12 protein-coding genes and 4 tRNA genes are annotated in these 18,853 nt (G+C 42.3%); 8 read left to right on the top strand and 8 right to left on the bottom strand.

Going from position 1 to position 18,853, the window contains the following annotated elements:
• Nucleotides 1-187: 187 nt before the first annotated feature.
• Together alr and L3V27_RS04115 are read right to left on the bottom strand one after the other, a co-directional pair.
• A complete protein-coding gene (gene alr, locus L3V27_RS04120; RefSeq protein WP_237311084.1) occupies nucleotides 188-1,417 on the bottom strand; it encodes an alanine racemase in 1,230 nt (409 codons plus the stop codon).
• Between the two features lie 189 nt (nucleotides 1,418-1,606).
• The gene (locus L3V27_RS04115; protein WP_012842212.1) at nucleotides 1,607-3,238 is read right to left on the bottom strand and encodes a methyl-accepting chemotaxis protein; all 1,632 of its coding nucleotides are present in this window, start codon (nucleotides 3,236-3,238) and stop codon (nucleotides 1,607-1,609) included.
• 552 nt (nucleotides 3,239-3,790) lie between these two features.
• Here L3V27_RS04115 and L3V27_RS04110 point away from each other — a divergent pair.
• From L3V27_RS04110 to L3V27_RS04095, 4 genes are all read left to right on the top strand, one after another.
• Nucleotides 3,791-3,877, top strand: a tRNA-Leu gene (locus L3V27_RS04110).
• A gap of 37 nt (nucleotides 3,878-3,914) precedes the next feature.
• Nucleotides 3,915-3,988 (top strand) — tRNA-Cys (locus tag L3V27_RS04105).
• A 307-nt stretch (nucleotides 3,989-4,295) separates the two neighbouring features.
• A complete protein-coding gene (gene amyS, locus L3V27_RS04100) occupies nucleotides 4,296-5,819 on the top strand; it encodes an alpha-amylase (protein ID WP_237311083.1) in 1,524 nt (507 codons plus the stop codon).
• Nucleotides 5,820-5,949: 130 nt separating this feature from the next.
• The gene (locus L3V27_RS04095; protein WP_012842214.1) at nucleotides 5,950-6,204 is read left to right on the top strand and encodes a hypothetical protein; all 255 of its coding nucleotides are present in this window, start codon (nucleotides 5,950-5,952) and stop codon (nucleotides 6,202-6,204) included.
• A 74-nt stretch (nucleotides 6,205-6,278) separates the two neighbouring features.
• Here the strand turns inward: L3V27_RS04095 and L3V27_RS04090 are convergent, their stop codons facing one another.
• Entirely contained in the window at nucleotides 6,279-7,067 is a 789-nt protein-coding gene (locus L3V27_RS04090) for a lipase (RefSeq protein WP_237311082.1), read from the bottom strand.
• A gap of 68 nt (nucleotides 7,068-7,135) precedes the next feature.
• Entirely contained in the window at nucleotides 7,136-8,065 is a 930-nt protein-coding gene (locus L3V27_RS04085; protein ID WP_237311081.1) for a CHAD domain-containing protein, read from the bottom strand.
• Nucleotides 8,066-8,366: 301 nt separating this feature from the next.
• Between L3V27_RS04085 and L3V27_RS04080 the strand changes: the two genes are divergently transcribed.
• From L3V27_RS04080 to L3V27_RS04070, 3 genes are all read left to right on the top strand, one after another.
• Nucleotides 8,367-8,453, top strand: a tRNA-Leu gene (locus L3V27_RS04080).
• Nucleotides 8,454-8,489: 36 nt separating this feature from the next.
• Nucleotides 8,490-8,563, top strand: a tRNA-Cys gene (locus L3V27_RS04075).
• A 982-nt stretch (nucleotides 8,564-9,545) separates the two neighbouring features.
• The gene (locus L3V27_RS04070; RefSeq protein WP_170902689.1) at nucleotides 9,546-11,228 is read left to right on the top strand and encodes an Ig-like domain-containing protein; all 1,683 of its coding nucleotides are present in this window, start codon (nucleotides 9,546-9,548) and stop codon (nucleotides 11,226-11,228) included.
• A gap of 72 nt (nucleotides 11,229-11,300) precedes the next feature.
• Here L3V27_RS04070 and L3V27_RS04065 read toward each other — a convergent pair whose 3' ends face one another.
• Nucleotides 11,301-12,587: a DUF11 domain-containing protein gene (locus L3V27_RS04065; RefSeq protein WP_237311080.1), complete on the bottom strand. Its 1,287-nt coding sequence runs from the start codon at nucleotides 12,585-12,587 to the stop codon at nucleotides 11,301-11,303.
• A 680-nt stretch (nucleotides 12,588-13,267) separates the two neighbouring features.
• On the opposite strand from L3V27_RS04065, the gene L3V27_RS04060 reads away from it, so the two are divergent.
• Entirely contained in the window at nucleotides 13,268-14,863 is a 1,596-nt protein-coding gene (locus tag L3V27_RS04060) for a DUF11 domain-containing protein (protein WP_237311078.1), read from the top strand.
• Between the two features lie 63 nt (nucleotides 14,864-14,926).
• Here the strand turns inward: L3V27_RS04060 and L3V27_RS04055 are convergent, their stop codons facing one another.
• The 3 genes from L3V27_RS04055 to rnk form a co-directional block, all read right to left on the bottom strand.
• Nucleotides 14,927-16,711 carry an Ig-like domain-containing protein gene (locus L3V27_RS04055; RefSeq protein WP_237311076.1) on the bottom strand — a complete coding sequence of 595 codons (1,785 nt, stop codon included), beginning with the start codon at nucleotides 16,709-16,711 and terminating at the stop codon, nucleotides 14,927-14,929.
• A 479-nt stretch (nucleotides 16,712-17,190) separates the two neighbouring features.
• A complete protein-coding gene (locus L3V27_RS04050) occupies nucleotides 17,191-18,144 on the bottom strand; it encodes a sensor domain-containing diguanylate cyclase (protein WP_237311557.1) in 954 nt (317 codons plus the stop codon).
• Nucleotides 18,145-18,382: 238 nt separating this feature from the next.
• On the bottom strand, nucleotides 18,383-18,790 hold the full coding sequence (rnk, locus tag L3V27_RS04045; protein ID WP_005394604.1) for a nucleoside diphosphate kinase regulator: 408 nt from the start codon (nucleotides 18,788-18,790) through the stop codon (nucleotides 18,383-18,385).
• Between the last annotated feature and the right edge of the window lie 63 nt (nucleotides 18,791-18,853).

Here is an 18,853-nt window from a genome sequence, read left to right as displayed (position 1 = left end):
ACCTGAACGATTTTCAGATGAAGGGGTTAGAGGATTTGTCACTTGCCAGGGCTCAAGGAAAGTAACGCAACGCAAATAGCAAACTCTGTTCAATTGAGAAGAGCACGGATTGTTACAGATTAGTATATAAGTAGGAAAGCGAGCACGAGGCTCGCTTTTTCGTTCTGTTACGAATAACTGAAAGGGTTTATTTTACGTAGACACGAGGGTTCGCAGTACCCCAAACCGTGTATAGTTCTGGGAAGATGACCTCTGCATGTTTTTCCATTTCTGCTGCCGAAATCGTTTTGCCTTGCTGAGAGCCAAACAGTACAACTTCAGAACCAGGCTCAACATCTTTGATACCTGTAATATCAACCATGGTGGTGTTCATTGAAGCCACACCTGCAACTTTTGCTCGTTGGCCATTGATCAGTACTTCTGCCGTATTGCCCATTTTTCGTGGGTAGCCATCAGAGTAACCAACAGGAATGTTCGCCATTAGGCTTTCTTTGCTCGTTTTGTAGCTGCTGTCGTAACCGACAGTGCTATTTTTTGGCAGGTGGTGAACGGATGCCACGCGTGTTTTGAAAGACACGATAGAAGGGTACTCAGGGTTGGTTGGCAGATCACCGTATAAAACGCCACCAGGACGAACCATATCAAGCTGTGCTTCAGGAACATTAAGTGCAGTGTAAGAGTTTGCCACGTGCAGCAAAATATCTTCGCGTTTTAGGCCCGCTTCTTTAATCAGCCATGCAGAGCTGTTTTTGAACGAAGATAACTTTTGACGAACTTCGTCTGCATTGTAGTTAGGGAAATGAGTCATGATGCCAACAATATTAACGCCAGCTTGTTGAGCGATTTCTAGCGCTTCTTGCTTGCCCGATTTTGTCGTCATATCAACGCCATTACGTCCCATACCACCGTCGTTAAGAGCAAGGTGAACTTTGATTTCTTTATCCGCTTTCTCTGCTAGCTTAGACAGTGCTTTGGCTTTCTCTGCAGTGCCAATCAGCTCTTCAATATTTAAGTCGATTGCAGCTTCGATCTCGCCAATATCCGCCGAGCGTACACGCATAAGTTGACCTTTAAAGCCACTGTCGCGAACGGTCTGTGCTTCGGCGTTACTTGCAATGGCAACGCAAGGAATTTGTTGTTCGATAATAGTCGGCATCAGGCCTGCGATGCCATTACCGTATGCGTCGGCTTTCATCACGGCGCAGATTTTCGTTTTGCCATCCATGTGCGATTTGAACTGCTCAATATTATCGCGGAACTGACCTAAGTTTATTTCCAGCCAAGCGTTAGCGCCTTGAACTTGCTCTGCTTTTACTACAGTGTTGCTAATTTGAAGAGGGGCAGCAGTAGCTTGCATCGCAGGAGCAACGGTTGCAGCAGCGATAGTCAGTGATAGTAAGGTTTTATTTAAGCGCATAAAGTCTCCGTACGCGTTTTTTGTATTGGTTATGTTATTGAGTACTTGGGGAAAGTACCTGACGAAGTAAAACGCTCCAAGTAGTGCTTTGGAGCGTTTTTGAAGATCATGATTCAATATACCTAAGTGATTGCACTCAATTTGTGCAAATCGAGGTTGATTCAATATCAACTAAGGTATCCACTGAGTTTAACTCAGTTTAAAGCGGCTCATTACATCTTTAAGAGAAATTGACAGCTGGCTTAGCTCACGACAAGCTTGTGCGGTTTGCTCTGAGCCCTGTGATACTTCTTGAGATGCCAAGTGTATGTTTTCAATGCTGCGGTTAAGCTCTTCTGCAACAGAGTCTTGCTGGTTACAAGCCGTGGCGATTTGGGTGCCCATGTCTGAGATATCAGAAATCGAGTGTTCAATGTCGCTCATCAGCTGTTTTGATTGAATGCCTTGCTCTGCACATTCTGAGATACTGGTTCTAGAAAGTTCTGTCGCAGATTTCGCGTCTTTTGCAAGCGATTGTAGCTGTTCAATGATCGACGTAATTTCGCTGGTTGAATCTTGCGTACGGCCTGCAAGCGTTCGAACCTCGTCCGCAACCACGGCAAAACCGCGACCAGACTCACCAGCACGCGCAGCTTCAATGGCTGCATTAAGCGCAAGTAGGTTGGTTTGATCGGCAATGTCACGGATAACATCAACAATAACGTTAATTTTATTCGATTGCTGTTCAAGCTCTGCCACAGTATCGCCGGCAGCACCAATTACGTTTGAAACTTCATGAATCGCGTCAACCATGCCTTGCGTTTCACGAACACCATGTTGTGTACGACGGTTTGCTTCGTTAGCTTGGTTCGCTGAATCTTCAGTATTACGTGCAACATCGGCTACTGCTGCTTTCATTTCTGTCATTGCCGTAGCAATGTGTGTGATTTGCAGTTGTTGATCTTTCATACCAGACGCAGAAATATCAGAGATTTGATTCATCTCTTCTACTGCACTGCTTAACTGTGTGACCGCAGCAATCACGTTGTCGATAACTTGGCGCAAGTCATCTTGCATCTTAGTGGTCGCATCTGCCAGCTCACCTAGCTCGTCATTGCCGATGGCTTTACGATCGATGTCGTTTGATAGGTCACCTGTTGCGATGGCATTTGCTTGCTCGACAACAAGTTTTAGTGGGCCACAAATAAGGCGTGTCAACACGTACGTCATGCCTACCATGATAAGCAGAATAATCACGTTGCTTGCAATTGACGAGTTACTCAATCCATTTACAGAAGAAAGAATATGAGTTTTGTTACTGTCCATAGCATTTTTAAGTAGACGGATCAGTTCACCGAGCTCAGAGTCAACCGCTTCGAAAGCAGGTAAAGAGTTCGCCAAAATAGGGTGGGCCTTGCTTTTGTCGTTGGCTAGCATCGCTTCGTTGTACTGATCCATAGTGACCAAGTACTTTTTCCACTGACGCATAAGGCGCTGGTAAGTTTGTTGCTCTTCTCCAGGCCAAATCGTTTCACCGTAAGAATCGAGCTCTTTGCTGATCTTTTCACGTTCGCGAATGTTGCTGGCAATTTTGTTTCTGATTTGGTCTGCGTCTTCATAAGTGTATGTCGCAAACTGAGCACGGCGCCAGCGAGACAAGTGATCTCGGATCGAATCTACTCTTTCCATAGCAGGAAGCGTATCATCGGTATAGTTTAAAAGCTCAGATTTAATGCTTTTGAGCTCTGTAGATAAAAATACGCCAAACGCAATGTTGACGATGGCAATGAGTAAAAACGATAGCGATATCTTTTTCGCTATAGAAAGATTCTTGATAGACATTAGTGATATACCTTGTTTTTCTTATGGTGTGTCGCCAAAGTAAACCACGTCCTTATATGTGATATATGTCCATTAAATTACTGCAACGAGTGTAAGCTATCATTATTTATTGATATTTTCGATAATGAATTGAGCTTTTTTTGAAAATAAAAAATGTCAATGATTTTATAAAGGTACGACCACATTCGATGCAAAGTTATCGGTAACAAAATATGATATTGCGTGTGAAACAGTGCCAAGAGTAGGGGCTCCAATTGTTACAGATGTTACAGAGCTGAAGAGAGTGGTGACTACGATCCGCGTTAGTCAGGCGTTTACAAGCTAAGCAGTTATGGGCATCAACATGTGTGTGACTTAGAGTTGATGAAAGCTAACGAGTGTTTCTTGGCCTAATTGAATGCCAATTGTACCGTCTGGATCGCTTTTTAAGCACTTAAATCAAAAAGATAAAATTTATTGTTGACCAGATAAATTAATCCGTTAAAGTACGCCTCGTTCTCACGGCAAAGGTCGCTGAGACAGATGGTGTCTAACCCATCGCATGATTGCGTTGCCCTGGTGGTGGAATTGGTAGACACAAGGGATTTAAAATCCCTCGGCGTTCGCGCTGTGCCGGTTCAAGTCCGGCCCGGGGCACCATCAAAATCTTTGGTAACAGAGATATAAAAATCAGAAAGGCGCCTTGGCAGAGTGGCTATGCAGCGGATTGCAAATCCGTGGACCTCGGTTCGACTCCGGGAGGCGCCTCCACTATTTCGAAAGCCAGTCTTAAATGACTGGCTTTCTTCGTTTTAAATCCATCAATCTATACTCGTTCACGCTTCCTAAATTCCTCCCATGTTTTGATCACCATTCAATATTTTCAATGCGCTAGTCATTGATTTTATAAATGTTAAATAACTCAATAATTGTATAGGGTGATTGGTGCTAATTTCTCTTCGATTGTAATCCGAACTTTTTGTATCACAGGCAGCAACTTGGCTAGCGTGACCGTTGGCAATGCTTGGTGTGTATGAGCAGAAAAGAGGATTTTAGTCCTTAACGTGAGAGAAAAATAATGAAAACATTTAAATTAAAACGCACTATTTTACCTTTAACCTTGTTGCTAAGTTCATCTGCATTGGCTGCTGAGAATGGCACAATGATGCAGTATTTCCATTGGTATGTGCCTAACGATGGCACACTGTGGACTCAAGTGGAAAATAACGCTCCAACGCTAGCAGAAAACGGATTCACAGCGCTCTGGCTACCACCTGCATACAAAGGAGCGGGTGGCAGTAATGATGTCGGCTACGGCGTTTATGACATGTACGATTTGGGGGAGTTTGATCAAAAAGGATCAGTGCGCACCAAATATGGCACGAAAGATCAGTATCTTAGCGCTATCAATGCCGCTCACAATAACAATATCCAGGTTTATGGTGACGTGGTGTTTAACCACCGTGGTGGTGCAGATGGGAAATCTTGGGTTGATACTAAGCGGGTAGATTGGAACAACCGCAACATTGAACTTGGTGATAAATGGATTGAAGCGTGGGTGGAGTTTGATTTCCCTGGACGCAACGACAAGTACTCTAACTTCCATTGGACTTGGTACCATTTTGATGGCGTGGACTGGGACGATGCAGGTAAAGAAAAAGCCATTTTTAAATTCAAAGGTGAAGGTAAGGCATGGGATTGGGAAGTCAGTTCTGAAAAGGGGAATTACGACTACCTTATGTATGCTGACTTAGACATGGATCATCCTGAAGTTAAACAAGAACTGAAAGATTGGGGTGAGTGGTACATCAACATGACTGGTGTTGATGGCTTTAGAATGGATGCGGTGAAGCACATCAAATACCAATATCTTCAAGAATGGATTGATCACCTACGTTGGAAAACAGGGAAAGAACTATTCACGGTCGGAGAGTACTGGAACTACGATGTGAATCAGCTGCATAACTTTATCACCAAAACTTCTGGCAGCATGTCTCTATTCGACGCACCGTTACATATGAACTTCTACAATGCGTCTAAATCGGGTGGTAGCTACGATATGCGTCAAATCATGGATGGTACGCTGATGAAGGACAATCCAGTCAAAGCGGTAACCTTAGTAGAAAACCATGATACTCAACCTTTGCAGGCGTTGGAGTCGACGGTTGATTGGTGGTTTAAGCCGCTCGCTTACGCGTTTATCTTATTGCGTGAAGAAGGTTATCCATCTGTGTTTTATGCAGATTACTACGGCTCGCAGTACAGTGATAAAGGGCATGACATCAATATGGTCAAAGTGCCTTACATCGAAGAGCTCGTAACACTGCGTAAAGACTATGCGTATGGTAAACAACATTCATATCTCGACCATTGGGATGTAATTGGCTGGACTCGCGAGGGCGATGCAGAACATCCACATTCAATGGCAGTGATCATGAGCGATGGACCAGGTGGCTCGAAGTGGATGTATACGGGCAAGCCAAGTACACGCTATGTCGACAAGTTGGGCACCCGAACTGAAGACATTTGGACAGATGCGAACGGGTGGGCTGAGTTCCCTGTAAATGGTGGATCTGTCTCGGTTTGGGTTAGCGTTGAGTAATCTATTCTTGTGATTTTGATACAGAACAGGCAAATTTTGATGAAACTTTGCAGTGAATCAATACGTTATTTGATATTCATATAACAAATGAGTAACTTATATTTGAGCATTATCTAGAGGAAGATGAAGAATGGAATCTATTGCTGATGTATTGGTTGTGGCTATTGTGTTCGGTGCCATATTTGGGGGCGGGATAATTAAGTTAATTTTGAATCATCGTAAAGAAGTAAGAGCCTTGGAGATATCTGAACGTAATACGATGAGCCAAGAAGAACAAGATAACCTTAACAAGCAAATTGGTGACTTGAAGCGACGCGTTGAAGTGTTAGAGCGCATAGTCACAGATAGCAAATATCAACTTGAAAAAGAAATTGCCTCTCTGTAATTCACTACAAAAACGTAAAGCCGGCTAAGTCCGGCTTTTTAGTGCCTGTACATCATAGTTTTAGGGTACTTAACTCAGCGTTCGTCAAAGAAGTCTTTATCGCGGATGTATTTACTCATAAAGTGATAAGAGAATGGTCGCATTAACCAACTAAATAGAGAACGGCCAAGTCGAATGAACGTTGGCGTATTCTCGTATATTTTCCCGTTATACAACCATAGCATTTTGCCTACATGCCAATAGAGAAAAGGCACTGGCGGCATGAATGTCACGATGTCGATGTCGCAACAAATCCGGTAAGTTTTGTGCCCCAAACGGTAGCGTTTTTTAAAGGCCCAATCTCCAACTGCGGGCTGACCGAAAGTCACAACGCGTTTAATGCTCTTTGGGTATTTTTTCTCTATATAATCGGCAAAAACACTGCCAATCGCGCCACCTGAAGAGTGACCAGTAATGGTGATTCTTTTTCCCCTAAGAATGAGCGGTACAACGATACCTTCGAGGCGCTCGATCACGGTCAACCCCAACCGATCTTCATTTCGGCTCGGTAAACTTTCTTGAAACAGCAGATGATAGAAACCCGCGTGAATGCGGTAATTCAGTCCCAACCTTCGACAGCTTCTCGTCCACATCGCGAAGTTTAACAACCAATCACTGATACTGTGTGAGCCTTTAATCACTACGACCACTTCACTCTGTTTTTTACTCCAGAGCACGCGAATCATAATCTTACCGTGTTCATTTCTAATGACTCGTTGCCCATTAGGATCGAATCCGTATTGAGTTTGTCTGAAGACGCGAGGATAGGCGAGATTACAGAGTACGGCATAGCGCTCATATTGGTATCGTTTTAATGGTTTCACGTTATCTTTCTTTATGGAGCCTAACGACTGACTGTAATTAATGAATATTAAAAATACGTGAACCTAGGTTAGTGCTGGTAGAGACTTTGTGTGTTGGTATCGTGGATGAAAGCCTCAAATTGATCTAAGTGCGTTAAGATGGTCTGGCGCGAAGTATCGTGATGTTCACTAAGCACGTTAAGCAGCTTTTTCAGGGTCTTACGATCTTGTTTATTGAGGTTTACTGCCTCTTTGAGCCGAGTGAAAAATTCAATTTGACTTGAAGTGTCGTTAAAATCACCGAGCTTGTCTTGTAATAGTTTTAATTGTTTCACGTTGTTTTTGTGCTGTGGGGAAGGGTAGAGTGCGGAAAACCCTTCTAACAAATAACGCAGCGCTTTGCACTTTATCCTCATTGAGTGGATCACGCTGTCACGACTTTTGTCCGAGATCTTGCGCCGTGCTTTGTCGACCTTTTTAAATTGTTCGGAGACTTTTTGGTTTGCGAAGAGTAACGAAGGTACGTTGTTATCCACTCGTACGTGCTTTGTACTTCGCAGCAGACTATTCCTGATCAAAGTGCAGTGCGTTGTGTATTCTTTTGTCGCTAGCCAACGCGCAACTTTTGCCTGTTCGTAAGCACGTTCGGATTCTATAAAGCCCAAAAGCTGCTCAAGAGAGGATTTATGGCTTGGGAGCATTTCAATGTATTGGCTTTTGTCCAAGATAAATACGTCCAAATCACGCAGCCTATTTGTTTTCTTCATCATTATTTTTAAATGAGGTTTCAAAATACGCAGTTCAAAAGGAGGTATCAGTTCGCGAAGTAGTACGCATAGTGAGCGTATGCGCCTTAGTGTGACGCGATACTGGTGTGTGTATTCAGGGGCCAAGTCATGGACGATCCCCTGTTCCAGAGAGCGTGCATAATCAAATTCAGTAAGTAAGAAGTGGGGCACTACGAAGTCGAGTTCGGAATCAGTGTGTAGCGGTAATTGAAATGATGACTTTCGAAACATGATGAGCGCTTATTTATCCCCTGCGGTACGAGTTAAGTGTATACCCATACTGTCAATTTGTGCGACTTGTCGATTCCTCGTTGATATGAAGTGATGAAGCAAAGTAAACGAGAGCAAAACAAGCTGATGTTCTTGTGAGCAAAATGATCGCCCTTTGTTCGTTTGAGTTGGCTTTTTAACCATTTGAATAAAAAAGACTAATTTTTTGTTGACCAGATAAATTAATCCGTTAAAGTACGCCTCGTTCTCACGGCAAAGGCCGCTGAGACAGATGGTGTCTAACCCATCGCATGATTGCGTTGCCCTGGTGGTGGAATTGGTAGACACAAGGGATTTAAAATCCCTCGGCGTTCGCGCTGTGCCGGTTCAAGTCCGGCCCGGGGCACCATCAAAATCTTTGGTATCAGAGATACAAAATCAGAAAGGCGCCTTGGCAGAGTGGCTATGCAGCGGATTGCAAATCCGTGGACCTCGGTTCGACTCCGGGAGGCGCCTCCACTATTTCTAAAAACCGGCCTAGTGCCGGTTTTTTACTATCTGGTATTGTCAAACTATTCTAATACACACTTTTTAATTGAATAATTAATTTTTGTACAAATACCAACCTCAATTATCAGTTAATCATTCTTTAACTGGTTTTCCTGAATTGCTATCTATAGCGTCATATTGTCACGTGATTTTAGTTCAATACTGAAAATAAAGTTGCACATATATCCTGCTTGTTTCTCTATATGTCTCTAGTTGATATTGCACTGTATCACTCAGTCTGTCTTTTAATCGAGTATAAAACTAGGTGAGCAAAAAACTTTTCACCACTTTAATTTAACGTAAATTTAACAATTAAAGATGGATAATATTACTCAAGAGTTGTTGAGGTATATTATTCGAATGACTCGTTATTAAGTTAATGAATTTAAAGGTTATAATTTCATGCGATGAAATTGAGGTTGTTTTAGTTCAATTTCTACTTGTTTGATTTTTAATGATTTAAATTGGCTGTAGTGCAAGTGATTTATTAAAGTCATTGTTGAATACAAAGTTTGTTCATATAAAACAATCATAAGGTTATTTTAAGTAACTGACAAAAATGGACAAATTTATTATTACACAAACTTAACCTAAATTACTTATCACTCTGGTTGAATTTTGACCGGTTGCTTTGCTATGATTCCGGCTCTTATATTTTTGGTGGTTATCCTTTTATAACCATGTTGATGTATATAGGAACATATTTGGCTTTATAGGCTAGGGCATTTTATTGCCTAAAATTTATATCATTTTACCCTACCATTTCTGCTTATATTGGCGGGAAGGTGAACTAGTTATTAATTTAAAATTAGGTGAAGCAGTGATAAAAAATATTAAAATAAATAGAACAATCCTAAATAAAGGGTTGTCATTTTTATTAGTAATATTCGCTTGTTTACAGAGCATCCATTACGCCAGTGCAGCAGGAAGTACGACGGGACAGCAAAATACATTGGTTATCCTGCTGAACTTCAAAGAAAACCCAAATGAGCAGCCATTAACTTTGTCAGAGGCAAATAATCTAATCTTTGGCACAGTGAATGACTTCTACCGTGAAAGCTCTTTTGATCAAATGTGGCTGTCTGGGAAAGTCGTAGGTTGGTTTAATTTGCCGTTGTCTAATCAGGTTTGTGATTTTACCGCTGTTCAAGATGCAGCGGATCAAGAAGCCATCGCTGCGGGAGTGAAGCTTGAAGAGTACGATCGTATTGTTTACTTGATGACAAAAACGGCATGTGGTGTCGCTGGATCGGCAACTATTGATGGCATGCCTTCACGCGCGCACATCAATGGTGATTTTTCTCCGATGAATATCGCTCATGAGCTTGGACATAACTTTGGTTTGCATCACTCTCGTGCTCTTGATTGTGGCGAGCATACGCTTTCAGACAACTGTACGTTGCGTGAATACGGTGATACCTATGATGTAATGGGTGGTCCAGACATCGGCTATTTGAATACTTTCCAGCGCGAGCGACTAGGATGGCTAGAGGGAGAGCACGCCTCAAAGACACTGGAAGTTACTCAAAATGGTACTTACTCCATCGCGAATTACGAGACGACTAGTGATCAGCCAGTTACGATAAAAGTACCTCGTGGTACTGATCCTTCTACAGGTGCAAAAAAATGGTTTTACATTGAATACCGCCAGTCTATTGGGTTTGACGACTTTTTAGATGCTCGTTCTTACTCGTTCTATCGTGGGGACGTTACGGATGGCATCATCATTCGAAGCGCTGTAGAAGGCGATGGGCGCAGCAGTAATCTGCTTCACTTTAAAACTGATTCTGAATATCGTGCGGTTTTTGGCCGAAATGACTGGTTTGACCCATCTATGCCGGTCGGTGGTAGCTATACTGACCCAGACTCAGGTGTAACATTGAGTTTGGTGAGTGCAGCGAACGGCATCGCCGAAGTAAGCGTTGTCTTTGACGGCTCTGACAACGGTAATATCGGGACTTGTACTGTTAATGCTCCATCAGTAACTGCGAAAGCTGCAACAAACAACTCGGTTGCAGCCGGCGATGAGGTTCAATATCAGGTCACTATTACTAACAAAGATAGTGCAGATTGTTCAGCGAGCAGTTTTTCTGTGAACGCGTCAGTGCCAATTGGTTGGAAAGCAAGCAGCAATGCAATCACGCTAGCAGCAGGTGAAACCGGACAAGTAATGATATCAGTCGTATCTTCGGTTGACGCTAGTGATAAAGACTATGCTTTGAAGATGATCGTGACGCACGGAGAGGACTCAAGTCTGCAAACCGCAGCATCCGTGAATTACTCTGTAACCACTGAAATCTCACCATCACCAGAGCTCGTTGCTGTTGATGATCAGGTGACTATGTCTTCGAAACAGTCGGTGACTATCGATGTGATGGCAAACGATGTTGTTGGAGAGCAAAACTCTGCAAGCGTGGTTTCTTTTACTAGACCAAGCAAGGGGCGACTAGAGCTGTTATCAGATGGCACCCTGCGTTACACACCTGAGAAGAAATTCAAAAATAACGACAGCTTTACCTATACCATAGGTGATGGTCAAAGCAGCTCGACCGCTCAGGTCTCAGTGAAGTTAGAGTCTTCATCTGGTGGAGATTCTGGCAACTCTGGTAACAATGGGAAAGGTAAGAATAAATAGAACGATATAGTTCGAAAGAAAACGCCTGACGAGTTAACGTCAGGCGTTGTTTTATTAAGTTGTAAGTAGACCTTATTCAGGGCAGCTAACAGGCTCTGGACAAGTTGGACATAGCGTACATTCTGCAGACGCTGTTATCGCTTCTACGACAACATTACCGAAGATAGTTTCACCACTCGCATCCACAGTATCTGTAAACGCTCTGACTTCTTCCCCCGGTAATGGAAGGCCTTCACCATCTCCTGGGATTGGCTCGTAGTTACCAGTAAAGTCGTAACACTCAGCAGGCGCAAGCATACCAACCTGGATTGGATTCGAGTCTTTGTTGTCGATTACGACAATGCCGTCAATGGTGACATTGGAGGTATTACATACACTACCACTGTAATTGACTTGAAGACCGTATTCATTAATACCAGTATCTTCAAATCGATTCACGACGACGACACTACAGTCTTTCTCTAGAGACAATGAACCAGGGATGTTTTGGCTTGGGCATTCCCAATCTGCGTTGTCAGAAACCGCAACACCACCACCAGTTTCAAGTGCTGCGCTTACTTCTGCGTAGTTAGTGATACCGTTTTGGTCAATAATAAACGAACCATTAAACTCTTGCGTTTGTCCGACGGCGAGCATCGCTAAATTGAACACATGGTCACCGGCAGCCATATCGTTGTCAACGGCTGTAGTGTCTGTTGCCACAACATCATACAATGCAAAGTCACCGGTGTTTTCTACAGTGAGTTTATAGTTGTATTTCAAAGTGTTACCATTGACAACATCACCAAATGTACAAGTTTTAGTGATTTTAATGTCTGGTACGCCTGGTGTGTAACAGAATGAAATATGACTTAAGCCATAGTATCTACCATTGTTACCCACAGGTGCATGTAGTAAGGCATCATCTTGATACAATAATCCATCTGTAAAGTAGTTATATAGGTTTCCGTCAGGACCACCTTTTACGAAGATAGCTTGCATAATCACAGGGCTATCACCTTGATCCCAACTGAAGGTTTTTGCCCCAGGTTGCTGATCAATATCCACTTCAAGCATGCCATCACCGAAAGTGCCGTCTGTAACTGGCTCAAGCTTGTATTCTATCAAACCATCGATCCCTGGAAGTAATTGTTGACAGGTGTTATTCCCTTCAACAAATATTGGTTGCACGCCTCGGCTTGAAGGGTCGCCAGCGGATGCGTAAACAATTTGAGAGCTCAGCACTAAGCTAACCGCTATGACCCAAGTAAACAGCTTAAACATGCTGCTGATATTGATCGCTGTAAGTATATTCTGGCTACATAAAGTGGAACAACGGTAACTCTTATTGCCCCACCAAGAGTTAAATATGGTTTTCATAAAACCTCCTTGTGTAAGTGGGCTCGCTACGTCCTTGAGCCCACATACGTGATAGTTTTCTCACAGAGTTAAACTGCGCCAGTTGACTAGCATAGAGTGTTCCACATTTAACCTTTTGTATTTGTTGATTATTTTTTATTTTTGTACAGAGGGGTGAACAGTTTGTTTATATTTTCATAAATGGTTGAGCTAAAACTTATTCGCTAAACGACTGAATATGTTTTAGTTAAATGAGTATTCAATTAGATGTGTAAAGGATGTAACACTATGCAAACAGGTGTTACACATCACCTTCACATTATTGGGAGTAGGTGAGTAAGCGTCTATTTCATATTCATAGTGGACAGTTTCAATACCGTCGCTTTTGCGCATCTGTCACAGGTGTAAACAATAAAGTGTCAATCTGTAACATTATCCTAGAACACGTATATATCTTTGTTATCGTAGGTTTTTTTGTCTCTTTTGTTTTCTTTCTCTTTCTTTAAAATTGAACACTCTGTTCATTCTCTTCGCTGTTGAAAATATTTAGTTTAATAAAATCATAACGTTAAGTAGTGGCATGCTCTATGCGTTATACGAGCTCGAAACGAAAGTTGTATCTCGCTTTCACTCTTTCTTAAAAGGCAATTAATGACATAGGGACCTTCGTCTAGCTTTAGAAGCGTTCTAAGGAGTAGGTTATGAATTCTTGTAAGTCAGGTATCTGGCATACGATGAAGAGCTTTCTTTATGCAATATTTACAAGCTTGCTAATAGGTAGCTCTGCATTTGCAACACCAACAGATGGCGTATTTGAGTTAGAAGCAAATGCTAATGCAATAGATGACTCTGGAGTAGGTGCTCCAGATGACTGGTCAACGCCGCCAAACAGTGGTGGAGCATTAGTATTTAGCTTTGAGAATGACACGGCAACACCGGATACAATATTTACTGGTGGTAATAAAGACATCAAAGACATACCGGAACTTGGTTGGAAGACTGGTACGGTACTTGATAAAGGGGACATTCTTCATGCGTATGCAGCGGCATACAACATTAATAATGACCTTGTACTCACCTTTGGTGCAGACCGTTTTGGTAACAGCGGTGATGCCTTCTTAGGTTTTTGGTTTTATCAAGACTCAGTCAGTACAAACCCAGACGGTACATTCACTGGTCAACATATTGCTGGCGACCTTTTGATTCAGGTGAATTATTTGCAAGGGGCAAATGAGGGGCCAGAAATTTTGGTTCTTGAATGGGACACAACTTGTGCGAAAGCTGATAACAATAATCCACAAGATGGTCAGTGTGCTGCGACAAACTTACGTTTGAAAGTTAAGACAAATGCACTGTGTTCACCAGGCGCGCAAGATGTGTGTGCTTCCACCAATACAACTGACTCACCTGCACCATGGGCGTATACGCCAAAAAGTGGTGTCGAAAATGTCTTCCCTCCAGAAACCTTCTTTGAAGGTGGTGTAAACCTTACTGAACTTCTACAAACAGACACCTGTTTTAGCTCATTTGCAGCCGAAACAAGAGCATCAAGCAGTATTACCGCTCAGTTGAAAGACTTCGTGGTTGGTGACTTTGAGTTGTGTAGTGTTGATATCACCAAAACATGTAATCAAGCGGTCGTGAATGATACAGAAGATGGTTACGTTTACTCATACAGCGGCGACGTGATTAATGATGGTGTCGGTACGCTCTACGATGTTGTTGTAGAGGATTTAGAAGCAGGTACTACACATAGCTTAGGTGCCATTGCTTCAGGTGACAGTGCTTCATACAGCGGCAGTTTTGAAAGTACAAGCAATGGTTTAACTAATACGGTGAAAGTCACAGCAGCTGCGACTCCGGGTGGCCAAGCGACCATTACTGATACCGCAAGTGATCCATGTGAGTCATTGAGCTTGTCTCCAATGATTAGTGTAACGAAATCATGTGAAAGCGGCTTCAAGCTTACTGAAAATGGTATCATTGCTGAAGTGAGCTTCTCGGGAATGGTATGTAACACAACGCCTGGACTTACTTTAGTGAATGTTTCTGTTGTGGATGACTCAGGTACGCCTGAGGATGCTTCTGATGACGTGACAGTAGTGGATAATATCGAACTCGCTTCGGATCAATGTCAGTCTTATACTGGTAGTTATATCCCAACGGCATTTAGCAATGCAGAAACACAATCTTTCCGTGATACTGTGACAGCGGTTGGTTTCTTGAAAATCGATAATACTCAAGCGACGAATGAAGCTTCTGCAGACTGTGATATTTGTCCTGCACCAAGCAACTAATTGACGTCTTGTGAATAAAAAGCCTGGAGTATTCTCCAGGCTTTTTCATATGAATTGCGTGATTTAGTTCGGTTTCCCTTTACCGTTTCCACCACCATTCCCACCAGAAGTCAATTGTAAGGTGATGCTAATCGTCGCGGTTGAAGAAGATTGACCGTCACTGATCGTATAAGTAAATGAATCATTATTCTTAAACTTCTTCGAAGGTGTGTATTCAATGGAGCCATCGCTCAGTACACGGGCGCTGCCTTTGTTTGGCTTAGCGACCGTAATGGCAAGAGAGGTCGATTGTTCAAACGAGTCATTATTTAACTGCTCGATGCGAACGACGGATTTATCACTGATCGTTACGCTATCATTCACCGCTTCAAGTGGTGACGTCGACTCAGACAACACTGTGTAAGATAGCTCGGTTTTGGCTGATTGTTCATTTTCAGCATCTATAACGTCAACGGTTATGCTGTAAGAGTTCGGCTGAGCATCGCTGTTTGACGTAACCATGACCGTCGTTTCTGCACTCATGCCGGAAGGAACCGTCAAGGCGCTTGCGTCATAATTCCATCCGTCAGGAACGCTTAAAGCCGTTGTATAAGTCGCGTCTGCACATTCTGTATTGTTCTGGTTCGTCACTTTAAGATTATACGCTAACGTTTCTCCGGCATTAGCATCAGAACCTGATAGTGGGGTTAGAGAGAGTAGAGGCGATGTCGCAACGCATTGCCCGGATTCACCACCAAATATGACACTGACCTGTGCGTTTTGACCATTAGCACTTTCCAAAGTAATCGACACGCCTGTTTTTGGATCGGTGAACGTTCCACCAATTGGAAGAGCAGGGTCTTCCCAGTCATTACTCCCAAATAATTGTTTGAAAGTGGAGTCAGGCTTCATGTGTAGCAAGCGGCTACTTTTAAGATCACCGTCTGTCGCTAGGCGCACAACCACACCTTCTGTCACATCTTGGCGGTATACGATGTACGAACGGTCACGTAAAAAGCTGTCGTAGCCAAGAGCTTGTCGATATTCAACGTAAAACCATTGGCGCTGACCTGTAATTGGATCGGTACCTCTTGGGATCTTTAAAACTTTTGATGAAGTACTTTCAAAGTCTTCATAGGCATCAATAGAGTAAACACCATCACTAGAAATGATTTGAGCAGGGGAGGTCTGCCACCCTAAGTTTTCCAATTGGAAGGCGCTAAAGTAACCCATGTCGTAGTTACCCATTGTATCGTAGCTATCACCGTACTCTATGACACGGCAATCACCAGCTAACGTACCGTCTTTACAGTCGAGTGCGGAAGCGTGATGCAATCCAAAATTATGTCCTAATTCATGGGCGATAACTCGAGGCTCGAAAACCGCATTTATTGACGCTCTAGAGGGAGTTACTCCTTGACTACCAGAGCCTTCTGATGCACATCCAGTTTTGGTTGTTAAGTAGATAAAACGGTCATAGTTTGATAGTTGATATCCCGCAGTTTCAGCCATTTTGTTGGCTTCCGATGCTACAGCATCATCATCGCAAATTTGGTTTGATATCGGTAAGGTGAATGTTCCAGCAACATCACCAGATAGCCAAAGTTGCCCCTGGGACATTTGCGAATAGAAGTCGCTAACGGTATTAAAAACAACATGATGGGCGTCTTCTTTAGAGATCGGGATCTCTTGAGGGTTTTCTTGGAAATTGACGAGTACAACTAATGTTTTTTGTTCACCACTAGCCACTTGCTCAGCATAAGCCTCTGATGAAAAAGAATATGCTGACACGAGGGTTACAAAGCCTAGAGCTAGCAAGCGTAAATTTGACGCAACAAAGCCCAATTGAGGGAGGATGACCTTCTTCAATTTATATACCTACTTAATATTTTGATATTAAATGAAATTACAAATTCATAATGTTTTAAATAAAATAAATACCGAGCTCTATCCAAATAGAACCAGTAATTATCAAGTGTGCATTATGTTTTATAAAGTTTGTTTTATATTTGTGTGTGTTTATTACTTTTAAACACGAGGCGAGATATTAGCAGAAGGGGTGGTTAAAATTCAACCATGCATTTCGGTTTTTATAAGTTTATGAATTATAATGTTTAACTACTTTTTACTGGTGGTTTTTATAAAAATAATAAGAAATAATATTGTATGCAACAAAAGCAGTTACAAAGACAGTAATAATATTACACCGTGTAGTATGCAACACTCTTAATTGTTTGTTATTTCTTTTGTTTCCTATATAAATGACTTATTAAAAATAAGACGCTATCAATCCCATAGAGAAAATTGTCAAATTAAAGAAATATTAATTTCAAAAAACAAGAGACTTATTATACCTGGATATAGGCAACGCCATTTTTGCCATTTTTCTTTATCTCATACATTGCATGATCGGCTTTTTGATAAACTTCATTAAACTGTTGTTTTCCTTTATCAAATAGACAAACACCGATGCTCATTCCAATCGTTACTTTATTTAAGTCCTGATTTATCGCAGGAATGATGGAACTTAAGAGTCGATCACAAAGTTGAGATATTTCTTCTTGATTTGAATAAGAGCTTAAAACGACAAACTCATCTCCTCCTATGCGTCCGACTTGAGACTTGCTTGGCGCAAGCTCTGTTAAGCTATTGGCGATATTAATGAGGAGAGTATCACCAGTATGATGGCCTAGCTGGTCGTTAACTGCTTTAAAATTATCTATATCAACAAACACTAAGGCAGACTGCTGAGACGGCTTGGTTTGAGGTTGATGATTAAAGTTTTCCTCAATTGCTTTTCTATTTAACAGTCCGGTCAATGGATCACTCGAAGCTAACTTAGCCAGTTGCTGCTCATATCGCTTTTCTTTTGTAATATCGATATGAGTGCCCATCATGCGTAGTGGTTCGCCATCAGAACCATACTCGACGATGCGCCCTCGATCGTAGACCCAACTATCACTGCCGTCTTTATGAATCATGCGATGAACTACCTCATAAAGGTCGGTTTTGCCAGCTAGGTGATCTTCAAATGCACCCACCGCAAGATCATAATCTTCAGGGTGGAGATTGTTTTTCCACGTTTCAACCGTCGCGGTTAACTCATGGGGCTGATAACCTAGCATTTTGCCCCACTGCATATTGAATATCGTCAAAGTACCTGAAGGAATATGCTGCTCCCACAAACACAGTCCATTACTGTCGAGTGCAGCATTCAACTTTTCTTGTAGTCGCGCATTCTTCCGCTTCAGCTCTTCATTTTCTTTTTCTAAGCAGGCAATTCGAGTTAGATATTCTTCCATTTTGCGCATAATTTACGTCGTTTTCGGAGCGACAATATACGAAAAATACTTTGCAATTTCTATGATTGAGCTTGGAGATATAGGTATTGAATATGCGGTAAATAATAAAGAATCGGTGATGTTACTTAAGAGCAGCAAAGTAAATGCTTGGAAAAACAAAGAAGGAAATAGGGGATAAGCGAGGGGCTCTCCTGGTGCAAAGTCATAAATGAGGCCTTTGCACCGGGACTACTGAGGGTTAGCGGTTTAGTGCACCACAACGCTCAGGCTGGTAGGTGATATCGACAATTTCAATTGTCTTCACTTGATTATTTGGCATTGGCCATTCAAGTTTTTGACCAACAGACAAACCGATCAGTGCGCTGCCTACGGGCGCAAAAATGGAAATATCATCACTGCTTTTCAGCTCAGATGGGTAAACCAGTGTCTTTGTCATGGTTCTATCTTCACCTGCAAATTTAAACTCTACAGTTGAGTTCATCGTGACCACATTATCTGGCATTTGTTCTGGCTCAAGAACCGTCGCACGGTCTAGCTCTGCTTCTAGCTCAACAAGCTCCGCCGCGATGTTTGGCATTTTATCCAACAAAGCCGTGATTCGGTTCATATCTAAGCTTGAAATGTAGATAGAATTGTTTTCTGACATTTTATGACTCCCAAATAAAAGGCCGCCTCACAAACATGGGACGGCACTCTATATGTCAATTAC

Origin of the sequence: Vibrio sp. J2-3(2022), assembly GCF_021725735.1 — a bacterium.
Lineage (GTDB): Bacteria > Pseudomonadota > Gammaproteobacteria > Enterobacterales > Vibrionaceae > Vibrio > Vibrio diabolicus.
Note: the sequence above shows the minus strand (reverse complement) of the source record. Positions and strands in the feature narration are given on the sequence as shown.